This window comes from Corallincola spongiicola, assembly GCF_004284785.1.
GTDB classification, from domain to species: domain Bacteria; phylum Pseudomonadota; class Gammaproteobacteria; order Enterobacterales; family Neiellaceae; genus Corallincola; species Corallincola holothuriorum.
This window is the reverse complement of sequence record NZ_SHLY01000006.1, coordinates 171,783-190,255: the sequence shown is the minus strand read 5'-3', so window position 1 is coordinate 190,255 and position 18,473 is coordinate 171,783. Positions and strand designations below refer to the sequence as shown.

General features: G+C 50.9%; 12 protein-coding genes. 4 read left to right on the top strand and 8 right to left on the bottom strand.

Annotation, left to right across the window (positions count from 1 at the left end; all coding sequences use genetic code 11):
* Positions 1 to 32: 32 nt before the first annotated feature.
* The 7 genes from EXY25_RS15645 to fabB form a co-directional block, all read right to left on the bottom strand.
* Positions 33 to 635: an SPOR domain-containing protein gene (locus EXY25_RS15645; protein ID WP_158538150.1), complete on the bottom strand. Its 603-nt coding sequence runs from the start codon at positions 633 to 635 to the stop codon at positions 33 to 35.
* Positions 636 to 649: 14 nt separating this feature from the next.
* Positions 650 to 1,894 (bottom strand): bifunctional tetrahydrofolate synthase/dihydrofolate synthase, encoded by a 1,245-nt coding sequence (gene folC, locus EXY25_RS15640; RefSeq protein ID WP_130567571.1) that lies wholly within the window; start codon positions 1,892 to 1,894, stop codon positions 650 to 652.
* Between the two features lie 13 nt (positions 1,895 to 1,907).
* Entirely contained in the window at positions 1,908 to 2,783 is an 876-nt protein-coding gene (accD, locus tag EXY25_RS15635; RefSeq protein ID WP_114339923.1) for an acetyl-CoA carboxylase, carboxyltransferase subunit beta, read from the bottom strand.
* 173 nt (positions 2,784 to 2,956) lie between these two features.
* Positions 2,957 to 3,739: a tRNA pseudouridine(38-40) synthase TruA gene (truA, locus tag EXY25_RS15630; protein WP_114339922.1), complete on the bottom strand. Its 783-nt coding sequence runs from the start codon at positions 3,737 to 3,739 to the stop codon at positions 2,957 to 2,959.
* Positions 3,740 to 3,804: 65 nt separating this feature from the next.
* Entirely contained in the window at positions 3,805 to 7,308 is a 3,504-nt protein-coding gene (locus EXY25_RS15625) for a FimV/HubP family polar landmark protein (RefSeq protein ID WP_130567569.1), read from the bottom strand.
* Positions 7,309 to 7,611: 303 nt separating this feature from the next.
* On the bottom strand, positions 7,612 to 8,745 hold the full coding sequence (locus EXY25_RS15620) for a 4-phosphoerythronate dehydrogenase (protein ID WP_130567567.1): 1,134 nt from the start codon (positions 8,743 to 8,745) through the stop codon (positions 7,612 to 7,614).
* 196 nt (positions 8,746 to 8,941) lie between these two features.
* Positions 8,942 to 10,156 carry a beta-ketoacyl-ACP synthase I gene (gene fabB / locus EXY25_RS15615; protein ID WP_114339951.1) on the bottom strand — a complete coding sequence of 405 codons (1,215 nt, stop codon included), beginning with the start codon at positions 10,154 to 10,156 and terminating at the stop codon, positions 8,942 to 8,944.
* Between the two features lie 147 nt (positions 10,157 to 10,303).
* Here fabB and mnmC point away from each other — a divergent pair, with 147 nt between their 5' ends.
* From mnmC to EXY25_RS15595, 4 genes are all read left to right on the top strand, one after another.
* Positions 10,304 to 12,367 (top strand): bifunctional tRNA (5-methylaminomethyl-2-thiouridine)(34)-methyltransferase MnmC2/FAD-dependent 5-carboxymethylaminomethyl-2-thiouridine(34) oxidoreductase MnmC1, encoded by a 2,064-nt coding sequence (mnmC, locus tag EXY25_RS15610; RefSeq protein WP_130567565.1) that lies wholly within the window; start codon positions 10,304 to 10,306, stop codon positions 12,365 to 12,367.
* Between the two features lie 147 nt (positions 12,368 to 12,514).
* Positions 12,515 to 14,932, top strand: a complete 2,418-nt coding sequence (locus EXY25_RS15605) for a diguanylate cyclase (RefSeq protein ID WP_130567563.1) — start codon at positions 12,515 to 12,517, stop codon at positions 14,930 to 14,932.
* A 126-nt stretch (positions 14,933 to 15,058) separates the two neighbouring features.
* Positions 15,059 to 16,546 (top strand): glutamate-cysteine ligase family protein, encoded by a 1,488-nt coding sequence (locus tag EXY25_RS15600; protein ID WP_130567561.1) that lies wholly within the window; start codon positions 15,059 to 15,061, stop codon positions 16,544 to 16,546.
* Positions 16,543 to 17,613, top strand: a complete 1,071-nt coding sequence (locus EXY25_RS15595) for a M14 family metallopeptidase (RefSeq protein WP_165419385.1) — start codon at positions 16,543 to 16,545, stop codon at positions 17,611 to 17,613. The genes EXY25_RS15600 and EXY25_RS15595 overlap by 4 nt, the downstream gene beginning before the upstream one ends.
* 79 nt (positions 17,614 to 17,692) lie before the next feature.
* On the opposite strand, the gene EXY25_RS15590 is transcribed toward EXY25_RS15595, so the two are convergent.
* Positions 17,693 to 18,205, bottom strand: coding sequence for a GNAT family N-acetyltransferase (locus EXY25_RS15590; protein WP_130567557.1), 513 nt, complete (start codon positions 18,203 to 18,205; stop codon positions 17,693 to 17,695).
* Positions 18,206 to 18,473: the final 268 nt, after the last annotated feature.

The following is an 18,473-nucleotide window of genomic DNA, read 5'->3' as shown; positions in this document are numbered from 1 at the left end:
CTAACAAAGCATTCACGGTTTGCCTATCCCGCCTATTGTTCCAAAGGGTTATATGCGGTCAGTTGGCCAGTCAGGCCAGTCAGTTTTTTCAAACTTTCCAGTTTGCTTTCAAGCGCTTGTTTATCAAGACTTGGACCAATATAAACTCGCGTGATCATGCCATCTTTTGGTGTTTTCGGTCGGGTATACACTGTATAACCGCCCTTTTCCAACTTGTTGATCAGACCATTGACGTTTTTAGCGTTCTTAAAGCCACCCAACTGAATAGCCCAGGCATTATCCTTAAAGCCTTCCAATTTCGGCGCTGATTTGACTGGTTTTACGACTACTGGCGCTGGCGTTGCTGCGTCAATATCTGGCTCGCTGACCACCACATTGTCGCCATCAATATCAACAACTGGCGGCTGGTTCTCAGCTAAGAGCGCCGCGGCCGTATCTTCCTGCTCAACCAACCCCTCAGCCGCCGCCAAGTCATCTTGATGGATCGCTAGGTCAACCTCTGGTTTCAAGGGGATCACAGCAAACTCATCACTATGCCGCTGTTTTTCGCCATCAAGCAAATCAGGCAATACAATGATGCCTACGGCGAGTAATGCCACTGTACCCACTAATCGATTGGTAAGTTGATTGGCCAAAAAACGTCCCCTGCTTAGGCTGATATCTCGGCGACAGTGTAAAACGAGCCAAAAACGATTACCACATCACCCGCCGAAGCATGTGCTAAGGCGTGATCATAGGCATCTTTCACTTGCTCAAAACGGTCGCTGGACGAGCCAAGCTCGGCTAACTTATCTTCTAATAGATCACTCGTCGCGCCGCGCGGAACATCCAAACTGGCAACGAGCCATTGATCCACCGTCGGCAGCATTACCGATAGCGTCGCGGCAATATCTTTGTCCGCCAACATCGCCACGACAGCAATTACCTTACCGTCACCTTTCAATGCTTGTAACCGCTTGTTTAAGTAGTTCGCAGCATGGGGATTATGGCCAACATCAAGCACCACAGTTGGCTGTTGGGAAATAACCTGAAAGCGACCAGGAAGCACGGTATTAATCAATACCTGCTTAACCAGCTCAATGTCGGGCATCAGCTTCAGTTGATGCAAAGTCATCAACGCAGTGGCAGCATTCGCCAACGGAATATTCGGCAGTGGCAGTCGCTCCAACAGCTTACCTTCCGTTTGCCAGTACCAACTGTCCTGGCGCTTCTTATAGTGAAAATCCTCGCCCACAAAAGCTGGGATAGCCTGCTTGAGTCGACTCTGTTCGAGCATGGTGGGTGGCACATCGGGTTCGCCAATAATGGCAGGCTTGTTGGCGCGGAAGATACCGGCCTTCTCAAAACCAACAGATTCACGGGTGTTACCAAGAAAGGACTGATGGTCCAGGTCGACACTGGTGATCACGCTGGCATCAGCATCAACAATATTGGTTGCATCCAGTCGGCCACCTAAACCCACTTCCAGCAGGGCGACATCCACATCGGCTTGAGCAATTAGCCATAAGGCAGCCAAGGTACCAAACTCAAAATAGGTCAGCGCAATATCACCCCGAGCTGCCTCTACAGCAGCAAACGCTTGGCTGTGTTGGCTGTCCTCTAACTCCTTACCATTGATACGAACACGTTCGTTGTAATGTCTAAGGTGAGGTGATGAATAGATACCCGTCGTCAGCCCCTGTACCAAACAAAGGTTTTCCAACAGAGCAACCGTCGACCCCTTACCGTTAGTGCCACCGACCAACAATACTGTTGGTGCTGGCTTAATTAACGATAAACGCGCCGCCAGCTTGGACACACGCTCCAGCCCCATCTCAATTTCAGCGGGGTGCAGCTTTTCCAAATAACAAAGCCAGTCCTCAAGGGACTGGCTTTCAAAACGTTCATTTTGCATCAATGGGATCCGACTACTCGCTTACAGCCGCTTCGGTGCTCGGTTTATCACTGAGTTTTGCCAATACACGGGCCAAGGTGTCACGCATCTCTCGACGATCTACGATCATATCGACAGCACCGTGCTCGACCAAAAACTCACTGCGTTGGAAGCCCTCTGGCAACTTCTCTCGCACCGTCTGCTCAATAACCCGTGGTCCAGCAAAACCAATCAGTGCTTTCGGCTCAGCAACATTTAAATCACCTAACATCGCTAAGCTCGCCGATACACCACCCATCGTTGGATCGGTTAAGACTGAGATAAACGGTAGGCCTTTTTCACTCATTTTTGCCAAAGCAGCACTGGTTTTAGCCATCTGCATTAACGAAAACAACGCTTCCTGCATCCGAGCGCCACCACTGGCTGAGAAGCAGATCAGTGGACGATTTTCAGCCAAGCAGACCTCAACGGCTTTTACAAAGCGAGCACCAACGACCGACGCCATTGAGCCGCCCATGAAAGAGAACTCGAATGCTGCTGCAACAATTGGCAACCCTTTCAGCTCACCTTTCATCGCTACTAATGCATCTTTTTCACCCGACGCCTTTTGCGCCGATGCAATACGCTCTTTATATCGCTTGGTGTCTTTAAATCTCAGAATATCTCGCGGCTCAAGTTCACTACCCAGTTCTTCCCGTGAACCGGGATCCAGGAAACTATCCAGTCTAGGGCGAGCATGGATGCGCATATGATGGGTACACTTGGGGCATACCTCTTGATTGCGCTCTAACTCCGCGCGATAAAGCACCTGTTCGCAGGCTGGACATTTAGTCCAGATCCCTTCAGGAATATTTCGACGCTTAGTCGAACCGCTTTTGCTCTTGGGAAGAATCTTCTCAATCCAGCTCATTATTTCCCTCTGTATCGTCCGCTATTACTGCTGCTATGACAGTTTTAGCTCAACAAAATTCATTGCAAAACACCGGGTTCCGGCAAAACTGTCCAATTTAATCACAACCAGCCCCCTAAACATAAGAGAAAACTGGTCATACCCCATCATCACGCACCCAAAAAAACACGTTATTAGGCTAAAAACAGCGGCCCCATCGGCGTTTTTGGCAAATCCCACTCATCAGGATAGCTGACATCAACTAAATAGAGGCCATTAGGTTTTGCCGTTGCACCTGCCTGACAACGATCTTTTGCCGCTAAAACATCGGCGATCCAAGTAGTCGGCGCTTCACCTTCACCTACCACAATCAAACTTCCAACAATATTGCGCACCATATGATGAAGAAAGGCATTAGCTTTTACATCAACAATAATATAGCTGCCACGGCGTTGCACAGTAATATGGCTGAGGCTACGCATAGGAGAGTTCGACTGGCAGTGTACAGCGCGAAATGAGGTGAAGTCATGCTCACCAACCAAGCATTGCGCCGCAATGTGCATGGCTGCCGCATCCAGTGGCATATGGTAGTGACTAACGCCGCGGCGCAAAATACCGGGACGCAGACGTTCATTAAAAATGATGTATCGGTAACGACGGGCAAACGCGGTAAAGCGTGCGTGAAAATCATCACTGACCAGTTTGCCCCAAGTCACGGCGATATCATCGGGTAGCTTCGAGTTCACCCCGAGCGTCCACGCTCCCATATCGCGCTCAGCACTGGTATCAAAGTGAACAACCTGACCGGTTGCATGAACCCCAGCATCCGTCCGTCCAGCACACACCAGCTCGATAGGTTCATTGGCGATCGAACCTATCGCTTCTTCCAACTTCTGTTGCACACCTAACGCGTGGCGTTGGCGTTGCCAGCCGGAATATTTAGCACCATCGTATTCGATGCCAAGGGCCAATCGCATAAAACACCGTCTCGATAAAACGAAAAGGCCGGTATTATACCGGCCTTTGCAAATTCCGCGAGTCGCTACTGATTCAATCTTGAAAGTAACAACTGCGCTTCCACTCTCTGATCTTCAGAGCCCTTTTCAATCACTTCGTTGAGTATAACCGTTGCCCCTTCAGGATCATCGATCTCAATGTAGGCACGGGCTAAATCAAGCTTGGCGCTATACCCATTGTCGTCATCAACATCCATCTCCCGGGCATCAGGGGCTATGTCAGCAAAACCTTTCAGAGCCTTAGCTACACCGCCCGAATGATAAGGTTCTGTTGGACTGCCGCTCTCCTGCTCTGGCGTATCCATAATGCTGTCGATATCGATATACCCTTCAGCATCAGCCTGCTCACCCGTTCTCTCTTCCGTTTCACTAGCGAGAGATAGGTTTTCGCTATCATCAACTTTAGCCGGTGATGGCTCATCATCCAACGCTAACGAAAGGCCAAGATCCTCTTCCAGAGACGGCGCCTGCTCTGCTTCTGACTCTTCTTCCTCTGGCAACTCAGCCACGGCATCATCAAGAGACAATGAAAGGCCACTATCATCAATATTGTCCGCTTCTGCCAATAGAGCGTCTAGATCATCCGCTTCTTCCAACGCAGGCGCTGTCGTTTCAGCGGCTGGCTCGGTTTCATCGGCAAGTGACAACTCATTTAGCAGTTCGTCAGCAGAGACCTCATCTAAACGTTCAAGATCTTCACCGGCCGGAGACTCGTCCAATACTTCGGCAAGGATTTCATCGTCTCCACCAAGGCTGAAATCTATCTCATCCTCAGGAAGAGGTTCATCTGCCAGTGCTAATTCATCAAGGTTAAAATCCGCCAACTCAGCGTCACTTGCTGACAGTTCCTCATCATCAACCGTGAGATCGACATCTTCAACGCTAAGATCTGCCTCATCCGCGGCGTCAACTAGTGACAGCGCATCTTCGGCGTCTTCAGTGTCATCAGCAACGATTGCCTCATCGCTACTCTCTTCCTCGGTCGCTTGCTTCAATAGCGCATCGAGGTCATCAATTTCAGCCAGCGTGTCGGTAGCAGGTTCTTCATCAGCCAACGCCAGCTCGGCGTCATCAATAGGTGCCTCACTATCCACAAGCGCTTCTAACGCAGCATCGACATTGACGGGCTCGGCCGCTTCAGCCAGTAAGGCATCTAAATCATCGACCTCAGCAAGCGTATCGCTTTCGAGAGGCGCCTCTTCTACTTCGAGATCTTGGCCTGATTCCTCTTCCGTTGCTGCGGCTAGCAATGCATCCAGATCATCGCCATCATCTGCAAGATCGATCTCTTGCTCTGCAACCTCTTCAGCTGCCAGCTCAGCAACGTCAGCCTCAGGTTCTGCATCATCAGCTGCGGCTAACAAAGCATCCAGATCATCGCCATCATCTGCCAGATCGATCTCTTGCTCTTCAACCTCTTCAGCTGCCAGCTCAACAACGTCAGCCTCAGGTTCAGCCTCATCAACTGCAGCTAACAAAGCATCTAGATCATCGCCATCATCTGCCAGCCCCATCTCTTGCTCTGCAGTCTCTTCAGCTGCAGGCTCGACAACGTCACTCTCAGGTTCAGCCACATCAGCTGCGGCTAACAATGCATCAATATCATCAAGGTCAGCATCGACATCTAAATCATCGACAATCTGCTCCTCAACTTCTTCAACCTCTTCGGTGCTTTCCGCCACCTCATCTTCGCTAGCAGAGGCAAGTAGAGCATCAATATCATCAGTATCGACAGCGGCTTGTTCGTCGCTAACTTCTGTCTCTACCGGTTCCGCGGCAGCACTATCATCCTGCGTTGCAGCCAACAGCTCGTCTATATCAAGCTCATCAGCACTGGCCTCTTCAGACTCCTCGGCAACTTGTTCAACCGGCTCATCTTCTGCCCCGGCTTCTGCCCCGGCTTGTGCCTCAGTTTCTGCCAATAAGGCATCAATATCATCGACATCCACCGGCGCGTCAGCAGCTTCTTCTGCAACCGCCTCTTCGCTATCGTCTTCTTCACTGACACTGGCCAACAGAGCGTCTAAGTCATCCTGCTCAACGGCTGTATCAACCATATCAACCGCTTCGTCACTGCGCTCATCAACGCCATCAGACAGATCAAGCTCCGAATCAGCAGAAGCAGGCTGAGTCGAAGCGTCATCTTTTCCCGACGAATCCTCGTCAAAATCAGCAAGCAAGCTATCAATGTCATCTAGGCCTAATTCAGCCTCGTCAATCTCCTCACTTGCAGGCTCCGGCGCAATCTCAGTGTCATCAGACAGTTCAATCGCATCACCCAGCTCGTCTTCGAGGATCTCATGAGCCGCTTCATCGCCGAACAGTTGCTCTGCATCCGCCTCACCAAGATCGGCCAACAGATCGTCATCATCGTCGTCAACCAATACCGACTGTTCAACATCATCCTCAAGATCAAATGCGTCCAGTTCATCCAAGCCCGCAACCTCTTCCTCAGGCAAGGCCTCTGGCGCACCAATGGTATCGGCTTCAACCGTATCTGCAGGCAGCTCTGTCGCCACAGTGCTCTCTTCTGCTGGGCTATCACTGCGGTTTTTACGCAGCAACCAGAACGCTAGCAAGCCGATGAATAAGACGGTTGGGATGGTAGTCAGCAAGGCGAGTAACCCCTGACGCTCCATCAACCACTGATCCCAACTTTGATCAGCCAACTTTTGATCTTCAATTTGCGTCAGCTCACCCACTTGTCTTTGCGCCTCTAACAAGTCAGCTAACTTCTGCTGCAACACTTCCTCTTTGCCCACCTGCTCTTTTAGCAGTGCCAACTCTTTGTTTGCACTTTCGAGTTGCAGGCGTAAACGCGCGTTCTCAGCGCGCAGGGTTTCAACCGCCCCGCCAGCTTGCGCTAACTCTGTTGATAAGGTTTCACTGCGTAGGTCTTCGACCTTTTCCATTTTTTCAACTTGCTGCTCAAGTACAAGTTTCTCTTGTCTCAGGCGCTCTTTCTCCGCCGCAGCCGCGGCTTTTTCCGCTTCCAACGCAGCAAGTTTTTCCGCTTCTTTGGCTTTCTGTTTCTGCTCAGATTGTGCTTGCGGACCCCGTTGAGCCCAGTCATTAAAGCGAGCTTGAGCGTCTGCCGCGCTAAGCTGCTGGATCTGATCCATTGGTGGCACCATCAGCACACTGCCATTTCTTAGCCTGTGCAGATCACCATCTTCGAAAGCTGATGGGTTAGCGTCATAGATCGCCATCATGGTCTGATAGATAGAGACACTGCTATCGGGGCGCATTTTGACCGCGATGGACCACATGGTGTCATCAGGTACCACCGGGCCGAATGAGCGAACATCATAGGCATTCGCCTGGTCAGGGGCTTTTTGTCCACCCTCACCTTTGATCTCTACACGAGCATATAGGTCTTTATCGGTCGCCAAGGGCGCTTCAATCACACCCAACTGCACTACGTCATGGCTTGCACCGGGTGACGGTGTGTTGGCATATCCCAGCGAAACACAAGAAAACGCTGAGCCAATCATTAGCGAAGTCAGCAATACGCGCGGCATAAATTTCATACAACAGTCCTGATCTGGTAATCGGCCATACTAAGGCTTTCGGCACATCTTGTTGTTAACTTGAGGTTATCCCAAAGTAACAAAAACTTAAGATGGCCTGACTATAAGATAGTGTTTGGCCATTATCTATCAATGAGTAAGGCGATTAATGTGGGGAGCGTCAAGCATTTAGCTGACCAATCACGTTGACCGGCAGCAAAAACAGCTAAGCGAAGCGTTTTGCGCGCATTGCTAGTCAAAGCGCGCTACATAACTGAAGCTGCGTTTTCTACAAACTCAGCCATTAAAAATCGCAATATTTCCCTAGTCTGGACGGGAGAAACCTAACTGATACAGCGGCGCTAGCTGCAGTGAAGTTACCGACGGATTACCTGTGATGACCGCCGATGATAATTCACGGCGTTCAGGATAAAAACGCCGTAACCAATCAAATCCCTTACCCGCCAATGCATGCTCTCGGAACAGCTTGTCATCTCGGCGCACATCATAAACCGCATGAACCAAACGTTGTACGATCTCTGGTGTGGGTGGCTGCCCCAAATTAAAACCGGCAATTTCTGGTTGTGGCAGAAAATCCTCCAGGTGCTGACTGACTCTGCGTCCACAATGATCCGCAAACGCTTGATAAATCATCTCTGTACCCCGCGCTTTCCCTTCCAGCGAGTAACCAGCGATATGTGCTGTGGCCAACTCCACTAACGGCAATAGCTCTGCCATCACATGGGGTTCGTTCTCCCACACATCGAGTACAGTGGGCAGTTGTTTGCCTTGGGATAACACGTGGTACAGCGCCTTATTGTCAATGATTTCGCCACGACTAGCATTGACCAACACAGTGCCAGGGTTAAGTGCTGATAGGAAAGCTTCATCAACCATATGGAAGGTTGGATATTGGCCATCACGGGTCAATGGCACATGAAACGTGATAATGTCTGCTCTTGCCGCCTCTTCCAACGATACATATTGGCGAAACGCATCTGCAGGGGCTTTAAAAGGATCACAAAGCAGATAGTTGATCCCAAGCGCCTCACATTTATCGATCACGCGAGTCCCAATATTTCCAACCCCAATAATCGCCACCGTTTTATCGCGCAGATTAAACTGGTGTTGCTGCGCCAAAACAAATAAGGCACTGATTAGGTAATCAGCCACCGAGTGCGCATTGCAGCCCGGTGCGTTGACAAAACTGATATCTCGACTCATCAACAATGACTTATCGACATGATCTGTACCTATGGTGGCCGAGCCAACAAACGAGAGTTTATTAGCTTCTGTTAGCAATGCTTCATTGACCTTGGTGACGGAGCGGATCATCAAACCATCAACATCTTTTAATTTTGATGGCGTCAGGTCACGCCCAGAGATTGCTTCAACCTGACCAAATTCGCTGAATAGCTGGCGCGCATAGGGCATATTTTCATCAACAAGAATTCGCATCTCACACTCACATCAATAGGCTTTGAGAGCTGGCACTCTAATCTGCACTTTCAAGGCTGTCCAGTTAGCGAGCAAGGGATTAGACAATAGCTTAGTCTAATTGGCTTTTTAATATTCAAATCAACTAAATAATACACCGCCTAAACGTAAAAAAGGGCCCTTAGGCCCTTTCAATACTGCGATAGCTAATCTGCAGTTAAGCTTCGTACTTGCTGAATACCAAGGTGGCGTTTGTACCGCCAAAACCAAAGCTGTTTGACATCACAGTCTTAAGCTCAGCATCACGGGCTTCAGTCACCACGGGTAAACCTGCGGCTTCTGGATCAAGCTCATCAATATTGATTGATGGCGCGATAAAGCCATTGTCCATCATTAATAGTGAATAGACCGCCTCATGAACGCCCGCCGCACCCAGAGCATGCCCAGTCATCGACTTACTGGCACTCAAGGCTGGCGCATTGTCACCAAACACTTCTTTAATCGCGCCCAGCTCTTTCACATCACCAACCGGCGTGCTGGTGCCATGGGTATTCAAATAGTCGATTGGGGCATCAACAGTATCCATCGCCTGACGCATACAACGTACAGCACCCTCGCCTGACGGAGCCACCATATCGTAGCCGTCAGAGGTTGCGCCATAACCTACAACTTCACCATAAATTTTTGCGCCACGGGCCAAAGCATGTTCGAGTTCTTCAACCACAACCATGCCGCCGCCACCGGAGATAACAAAACCATCGCGGCTGGTATCATACGTACGTGATGCTAATTCTGGCGTATCGTTGTACTTGGTAGATAACGCGCCCATGCCATCGAACTGCACAGCCAGAGACCAATGAACTTCTTCACCACCACCAGCGAATACAACATCTTGCTTACCCAACTGAATAAGCTCTAAAGCGTGGCCGATACAGTGTGCAGAGGTAGCACAAGCTGAACTCATCGAGTAGTTAACACCTTTGATCTTGAACGGTGTCGCCAAACAAGCGGAAGTTGTACTGCCCATGGTACGAGGCACCATGTAAGGCCCGACACGACGAACACCTTTTTCGCGCAAAATATCAGCCGCAGCAACCTGATTCTCGGAACTTGCGCCGCCAGAACCAGCCACGAGGCCGGTGCGAGGATTGGAAACTTGTGCTTCATCCAAGCCTGAATCTGCGATCGCCTGATCCATTGCAATATATGCGTACGCTGCTGCATTGCCCATAAAGCGCATCGCCTTACGGTCAATATGTTCACTGGGATCGAGTTTCACATCACCCCAAACCTGACTACGCATGCCCATTTCAGCAAAGGATTCGGCCTTAGTGATACCAGAGCGTCCAGCCTTTAGTGATGCCAAAACCTCTTCTGCATTATTTCCGATACTGGAAACAATACCGATACCTGTGATTACCGCTCGTTTCATTGCCACAACCTTGATTCTTAATCCAACCGGGGATAATAGCCGCAAAGCACCATCAAACTGGTCGGCTTTCAGCGGCACCAAACACTACCTTCCTACTTACAATGCAGTAGAATAGCGCGTCTTGTCGCGTAATGGAGCTTTTTTTCAATGGCACAAAAGTTCAACCTCAGTCATGCACAACTTGATTGGTCTGATCCCACCACCCCTGTGGCCACTGAGTTTGATGATGTCTATTTCTCCAGAGCCTCAGGACTGGAAGAGAGCGCCTATGTGTTTATGGCGCAAAATCGTCTTCCAGAACGCTGGCAAAACAGTGACAACCCGTTGTTTGTCGTCGCCGAAACGGGGTTTGGCACCGGCCTGAATTTTTTGCTCACCTGGAGCAAATTCGAACGCTCCCGTGACGCCGCAAACGATAAGCCACACAGCCAACGCCTGCACTTCATCTCATTTGAAAAGTATCCATTACAGCCTGAGGACTTAGCCAAAGCACTCAGCGTTTGGCCACAGCTGCAACACTATATCGCGCCACTTTTAACCCAGTATCCGCCAGCCGTTGCTGGCTGCCACCGCCTGACCTTCGACCATGGGCGCGTCACTCTGGATTTATGGCTGGGTGATGTTAACGACTGGCTACCGCAGATCAATGCCAGCGCCAACTCTCACCCTCATATCGTCAACGCCTGGTACCTGGACGGTTTTGCCCCGTCAAAAAATCCGGAGATGTGGCAACCCACACTATTCCAGCAGATGGCTCGACTGTCGGCACCCGATGCCACCGTCGCCACATTTACCGCCGCGGGCATGATACGCCGCTCGCTGATCGCCGCCGGTTTCGAGATGTGGAAAGTAAAAGGATTTGGCCGTAAACGGGAGATGCTGGCAGGCAAATACCAGTCTCACGGTGACAGCATAACGGCCTCAACCGCACCGAATAGCAGCCAACCGGTCACCATCATAGGTAATGGCATCGCGGCAGCGACACTGGTTTACTCCCTAACCAAGCGCGGTATCAACTGCAAAGTGATCAGCCAGGACGAAACACCAGGCTCGCAGGCATCGGGCAACCGTCAAGGGGCTATCTATCCACTGCTACATGTTGAACTCGATGCTATCAGCCAATTTTTTACCCCTGCGTCGCTGTTTGCCGTCCAGCAAACCCAACAGCTCGCCGAACAGGCGAAGGCGCAAGGTGCTGAACTGCATTTACAGCTCAACGGCGTCTTGCAGCTTGCTTTCAATGAGCGCAGTCAACAACGCCAACAAAAGCTGCTGGCCAGTGCGCTATACCCTCCCGCACTGATGCACTCGGTAGACGCCAACCAGGCCTCCGAATTAGCTGGGGTAACTCTGCCCCATGCCGCACTGTTTTATCCAAATGCAGGCTGGGTCTCCCCTGCTGAACTTTGTCAGACGCTATTCCGTTGGGCGGAACAAACAGGCCTGTTGGAAACAGTTCATGCCAGAGTTGAAGACATATCTGCAAGCGAACAAGGCTGGCAGCTCACCCTGGTGTCTGCCGACAGCACGGCAAAAACCAGCAGTTATGCACTAAACCATACGCCATTGATTGTCTGTGCAGGTCATCAAAGCCAGCTAGGCCCATTAGGCTCTCTACCCTTAACACCGATCCGTGGTCAGGTCAGTCACGTGCCCGCCACCACAACATCGCAACCATTAAAGCGCGTCCTTTGCTATGAAGGCTACATGACCCCTGCGGTGGCAGGTGAACACTGTATTGGCTCTAGCTTTAAACGGGGCAACCTCGACACCGAACTAAGTCCAACTGAAGCTGCAGAAAACCTAGACAAGCTACAGCGCTGTTTGGCGCCTGCGCCGTGGACACAAACCTTATCGATGAGCCAACAGGGAAAAGTGGGCTTTCGCTGCGCTTCACCTGATCATCTGCCGCTGGTTGGTCCGGTGCCGGTTCAGACGACATTAGCAGAAGTCACCCTCAGTGATGGCCCGCAGTCTTTACCTGGGGCACCTATGCTGTGGACACTGACCGGGCTTGGCTCTCGCGGCCTAACGTCTGCCTGGCTATGTGCCGAGCAACTCGTTGCCCAGCTTGTGAGCGAACCAGAGCCATTACCCCTGAGCCAATCAGATAGCCTTAGTGCCAAGCGTTTTATCTGGCGACAACTCAAGCGCCAAGCAAAACAATCTGACAGCGCTAGGCACGCCATCGACCATGGTAAGAGCAGGTAAACGGCGGGGTTGCACCGTAACCCCTTCACCCGCTGCGGAAAGTATTTAAGCAGCTCCTGTACAAAGCGCAACATCTTGCTAACATTACAAGATCAACTCACAGTGAGGCGTCCGCATGGAAGCAAGCCAACGTAATGGGAGCACAGGGTGAATTCTCGGGCAAAGCTAGCACTGCTTTTGACGATGTTTATGCTTTGGGGTCAACCCAGTCTGGCGGATGAACCGTCTTCTTCGCCAGTGACGGGGATGTCTACAGGCACGCCCATTAGCCTCACCGAACTAAAAGAGTTAGCCCGTCGCGACCCCACCGCGACCATACAACAGGGTAACCTGCTACTCGATACTCCGCTGTCCGCAGTAGACGCCGCCAATGTCAAAGTCGCTGTTGCGTGGGCATATATGCTGCAGGGGCAATATCCAAGAAGTGCACTGTTAACCGAACAAGCGTTAATGGTCGCTGAACAACACAACCTGCCTCGATTACGTGTCGAAGCAATTAACCTCGAAGGGGCATTGGCCTTTCGCCAAGGACGCTTTGAGCAAGCAGAAGTCTATTTTCACAAAACACTGGCGATCGCCGACCAACATAAGTATCTGGACAGGCAGGTCAGTGCCCACTCAAACTTGGGCAGTGTCTACCGTAGTCTTGGCGAGCCAGTGCTTGCGCTCGACAACCTATACAAGGCGCTCAATTATAGCTACCAACTGAATGATCCCTGGCGCACCGGTGTCACCGAGGTGAACTTAGGGTTAATTTACAAAGACAACGCGCAGTTCAACAACGCATTAAACCGCTTTAATAATGCACTAGCCAGTTTTGCCAAAGCAAACAACGAATTGGCTGCCGTTTATCCGCTTGGCTATATTTCCGAGGTGTATCAAACACAAGGCAAATACCATGAAGCTTTGGACACAGCGTTAAAGACCCACGCTATTTGGCAACGTCATCAGGAGAAAGATGCTGTCGCACGTAGCCATCTAAATTTGGCAAAACTGCAACGCCTGCTGAAACGTAAAGATCTTGCTCAAAGCCACCTAGATTCGGCCAAGAGTGGTTATCAACAGCTGAATAATAGTAACGGTATTGCTAACGTGTTAATGGAGAGCGGTGAACTGGCGCTCGACCATGAACAGTACCAAAAGGCGCAGCAACACTTTCGTCAGGCACTGTCGCTATATCAGGCCGAGGATCAACGCAACGCTCAGCTTGAATCCTTACTTGCTATTGCCGAAAGCTGGCTGCTGCGCAACCAACCGAAACAAGCGGAGAGTTTTCTCAAACGCGCCAACAACGACACTCTGAAAAATGCACCGCCGACACTGCAGTTAAAAACCGATCTATTAAAAGCCAGAAGCCGCTTACTGTTAGGGCGTTTAACTTCCGCCCAAACCTTTGCACAATCAGCAGCGGCACTGGCAGAACAGCTCGAGCTGCTTGAGGAAGCCAGTCAAAGCTACCAGCTCCTGACCGATATCTATCAGCAACAAAACAGATTCAAAGACGCGTTTTTTGCCCATAAGACAGCGGATAACTACACCAATCAACTGGCACAACAAAATCAGAATACAAACCTGCAATTACTCAGAGCAGAACACCAACTGTCAGTACAATCGGAACAACTAGCGCAACTTAAATCAGGCAAACTGCAAGCAGAGCTCGCCCTTGCTCAGCAAGATTGGCAAAAGAAAAGCCTGCAAGCGACCATCGCTGTGTTATGCATTTTGCTCTGCCTGATCAGTGCGTTGGTTTACCAAAGCCGACGGCTCGCCAAAGCCTATGAAGATCAGAGCGAGCACGATCCCCTAACCAAACTTGGTAATCGCCGTTTTCTGCAGCACTGGCTCTCGATCCAGATACCGATCATGCGCCGCCGCTGGTTTCAACGCCGTTCATCGATCTACTCAAGTGCTGACATCTACTTCTTTATGATTGACCTCGACTTTTTCAAGGAGGTCAATGATAAGCACGGCCACTCCGCAGGAGACGAGGTACTGGTGCAGTTCAGCCGCCTCTGTACTAAGCTGCTGCGTGACAGTGACCAGCTGGTACGAATGGGCGGAGAAGAGTTTCTCCTGGTTGCCCAGCAAATAGATGAGTATGGCGCAGCACAACTGGCGGAAAAGATACGCCGAGTCGTCGCCCGACATAGCTTTATCGTCGCTGACAATCAGCCCATCAGCATCACCTGCTCTCTTGGCTTTGCGCCGTTCCCTCTCGCCGAGCAAGAACCAGATGAAGCGATGATTGAGCCCGCAATCATGCTCTCCGATCGTCTGCTTTATGAAGCCAAAGCCAAATACCGCAATGCCTGGTTGGGGTTAGGCACAAGCAAGAGCTGGCAGTCTCGGGAGTTGATGGATGCCGACATAGACGAGCTCTATGCCGCGCTGCATAGAAATGAAGTGCAGTTGCATAGTAGCCATCCGCTACCAACCGAAGCCGAGATAGAAGCAGATACAGACGCGGACACAGGGAAAGAAAGCCCCCGCACGAGGCGTAATGCATCACCCGCAGCAAAAACAAACACCGTTGCTCCGATAAAAAAATCGGACTCAACATCCTAATGACGGTTTGTCAGGCCGATCCGGCAGGCCGAAAAATGAAGCGGGTCAAATATTTCGCACTCTTTCGGGCAACCACCGCCCGCTGACATACACTGAGTTTATCCTTGATTTTTTATCGCAGGCTCTATGGGACAAGCCGTTGATAAGCATCATTTCTGTGCGGCTGATTTTGAGCGCTTTGCACAATGCCTTGAACAGGACATTGAAGCACTAGCATGCTTATTAGATAAACCAGATTTTGGCGTTGGCCCCTGCTCTCTGGGAGCAGAGCTTGAGTTGTACTTGGTCGATCACTGCGGCCACCCTCAACCATTCAACAAGCACTTCCAAAAACTGGCGAACGATCCATTACTCACACTAGAACTTAACCGCTTCAACCTGGAATACAATCTGTCCCCGGTACCCGCTGCGGGCACACCTTTTACCGCAATTCACCGTCAGCTGAACGAAAAGCTGGCTGAACTTCGTCATATTGCTGCGCCAACCGATACACGCATTCTCGCCATTGGCATTCTTCCCACATTAAGGCAAAGCGATTTTGGCTTAGCCAACATGACCGACGAACCTCGTTATCACGCCCTATCCCAAAGACTGGATGAGCTAAAACAAGATCCATTTTATATCCACATCGATGGCGCAGAGCCGCTCAAATTACACACCGACTTTTTAACTCTGGAAGGTGCAAACACATCATTTCAGGTTCATCTGAGAGTAAATCCTAAAGAGTTTGTCGATCACTACAACGCCATACAGTTAGTTACGCCGATCGCGCTTGGTTTAGCAGCCAACTCACCGACTCTGCTCGGCCATCGGCTGTGGCACGAAACCAGGATCACGCTGTTTAAACAGTCGATCGACTACCGAGACAGACATTCAAATCATTGGCGCCCACCCGCCCGTGTGGGTTTCGGTTGTGGTTGGGCACGCAAAAGTCCACTGGAACTGTTTTCCTCCAGCGCACGTCAATTCCCCGTAATGATGCCGGTTGACTACCATGAATCACCGTTGACTGACATCCAGCAAGGTAAAACGCCCGCTTTAAGTAGCCTGCGGCTACACCAAGGCACGGTCTGGAATTGGAACCGTCCGGTCTACGACCCCGTTGCCGAAGGCCACCTAAGGATCGAACTAAGGGCTCTACCCGCGGGCCCTACCCCCTTAGATATGATGGCCAACGCCGCATTTTGCATCGGCATGGCGGTCGGCCTGCAGGATCAGCTCGAAGACCACTTGGTTGCCTTACCTTTTGAGCATGCGCGCTACAATTTTTACCGGTCCGCTCAGCACGGGTTAGACGCACAGCTGGTATGGCCGTCTGGCCCACATGGGCAGTTGCAAGAGATCCCTCTAACAACGTTAGCGACAAAAATGCTCCCCGTTGCAGAGCGCGGATTAGCCACACTCGGGATCACCGCAGCTGAAATAGCACTCTACCTTGATCCCATCAGGATGCGACTAACCCACCAACAAAACGGTGCCATCTGGCAACTCAAGATACTAAGCCAGCTGGAACAAAGCCTTTCCCGCCACGATGCCCTACATCAAATGCTATGGCGATATTACGAACAGCAACAAATAGGCACCCCCGTAGCCCAATGGAGCAGCGAATTATGAGCGCGCCTATCCGCCCATCAAACGACACATACTCTCCGCTGTTATCCCGCTACATCATTCCCTATGGGCAACGCTTAGATAAAGCCACGACAGGGCATTCCGTCATCGAGTTCCTCCAGCAATGCGGAGGCCCGACATGGCTCACCATAGAAGGCAAAGACATCACCCGCTCGCGCGCCGTCGTCACCTTACTGCACGGCAACGAACCGTCAGGCGTCGAAGCTTTGTTTCAGTTACTACAGCGCGCCCTATCCCCTCCTGTCACCTGTCACCTGTTTATCGCCGTCGTCAATACGGCGCTAACCCGCCCTTACTTTAGCCACCGCCATTTGCCTCAGCACCGCGATCTTAATCGCTGTTTTAACGGGCCCACGGACGATTTTCCAGGTCAGCTAGCACGCGAGATCTGGCAGGCACTTATAGAGTTACAACCCGAAGCGGTCGTCGATCTACACAACACTTCGGGCTCAGGACCGGCATTTGCCGTGTCGGTCGAAGATTGCGCCATACACCAAGCCATCGCCTCTCTATTTTGCCAACGTATGATCGTCACCGACGTCAGGCTGGGTGCGTTAATGGAGAAGACTTCCACTCAGATGCCCGTCGTCACCATTGAATGTGGCGGTGCCATCGATCCCGAGTCTCGCCAAGTGGCATTAGAAGGATTAGAGAAGTTTATTTGCGCAGCCAATGTGAGGGAGTACAGCCGTCAAGACTGGGATGTGGAACTGCTGCATCATCCATGCCGTGTCATCATCACCCCACAAATGAGCTTGGCTGTCGCTGAACAGGCGGTCAGTGGCGCGGATATTACGCTTCCGGGCAATATCGAACATCACAACTTTGGTCGTGTACTGCCCGGCACATGTTTAGCTTGGCTACAAGGAAATGATACCAGAGCCATCAAAGTGCTCGACGGTCAGGGCATCGACTTAACCAACGATTATTTTGAAAACCGAGCAGGTGAATTAACGCCTAAACAGCCACTAAAGCTGTTTATGATCACCACCAATATCCGCATAGCGCAAAGTGACTGTCTGTTCTATCTAGTCGCCGCGCCTTATTAGGCTGTGGTCTTTTATAAGATATAGTCATTGCTAGAATTGGCTCACACAGAGCAAGACGCTCTCTCGCGGGGGACACTATTCACGCGGAACCGGCAGCAGGCAAACATAACACCAGCTCTTCTATCTGCTGATTTAATCCGGGGCAGAAAAAGCGCTGTTCCCGTTCAACTATAAAACCATTCTTCGCCAACACCCGTAACGAACCAATATTGCTTTTTGTCACATTGGCATACAAGGGTCTCTCAATCACGACATCTAGGAACAGCGACAGCGCCTGTGTCGCTATTCCTCGCTGCCAAAAATCACAGCCCAACCAATAGCCTATTTTCCACTGTTCCTGCTGCAACCAACACACGACACTGCCCGCCACGCGTCCCTTATCTCCCCTCGCCACATCCGTTGCATCTAGTACCATAACGGTTTTCACTGTGGCACACGTACTCGATAACACGTTACTTTGCCAATGAGATAAAAACGCCTCACGGCTTCGCGGAACAAACTGGGCCACTTCGCAGGCTTTCGGTTCATTCTGTTGTTCAAATAACGTATCCATATCAGACGACAAGACGTCTCGGAGCCAAATTTGCGCCATAACAACCTCTTGTGCTCCTAAATAGATGACATCAACAGCGAAGCGAACCCGCCACAGTGAGTAAAGCACAATGCCCGAGCAATCCAACCCGAAGCAGTGCTTTCAACTTACTTAACGCATGCAATGTGTTTTCCAGCACATGATGATGCTTAAACGCGGGTTATTACGCTTGAAACGAGAGTTTGCTACCAAATGCCCCATGCCAGTCTTGATCAAACTGCATACATGCCGATTGACTGCCAGGATGGCTGATCATCTGCTCAAGCAC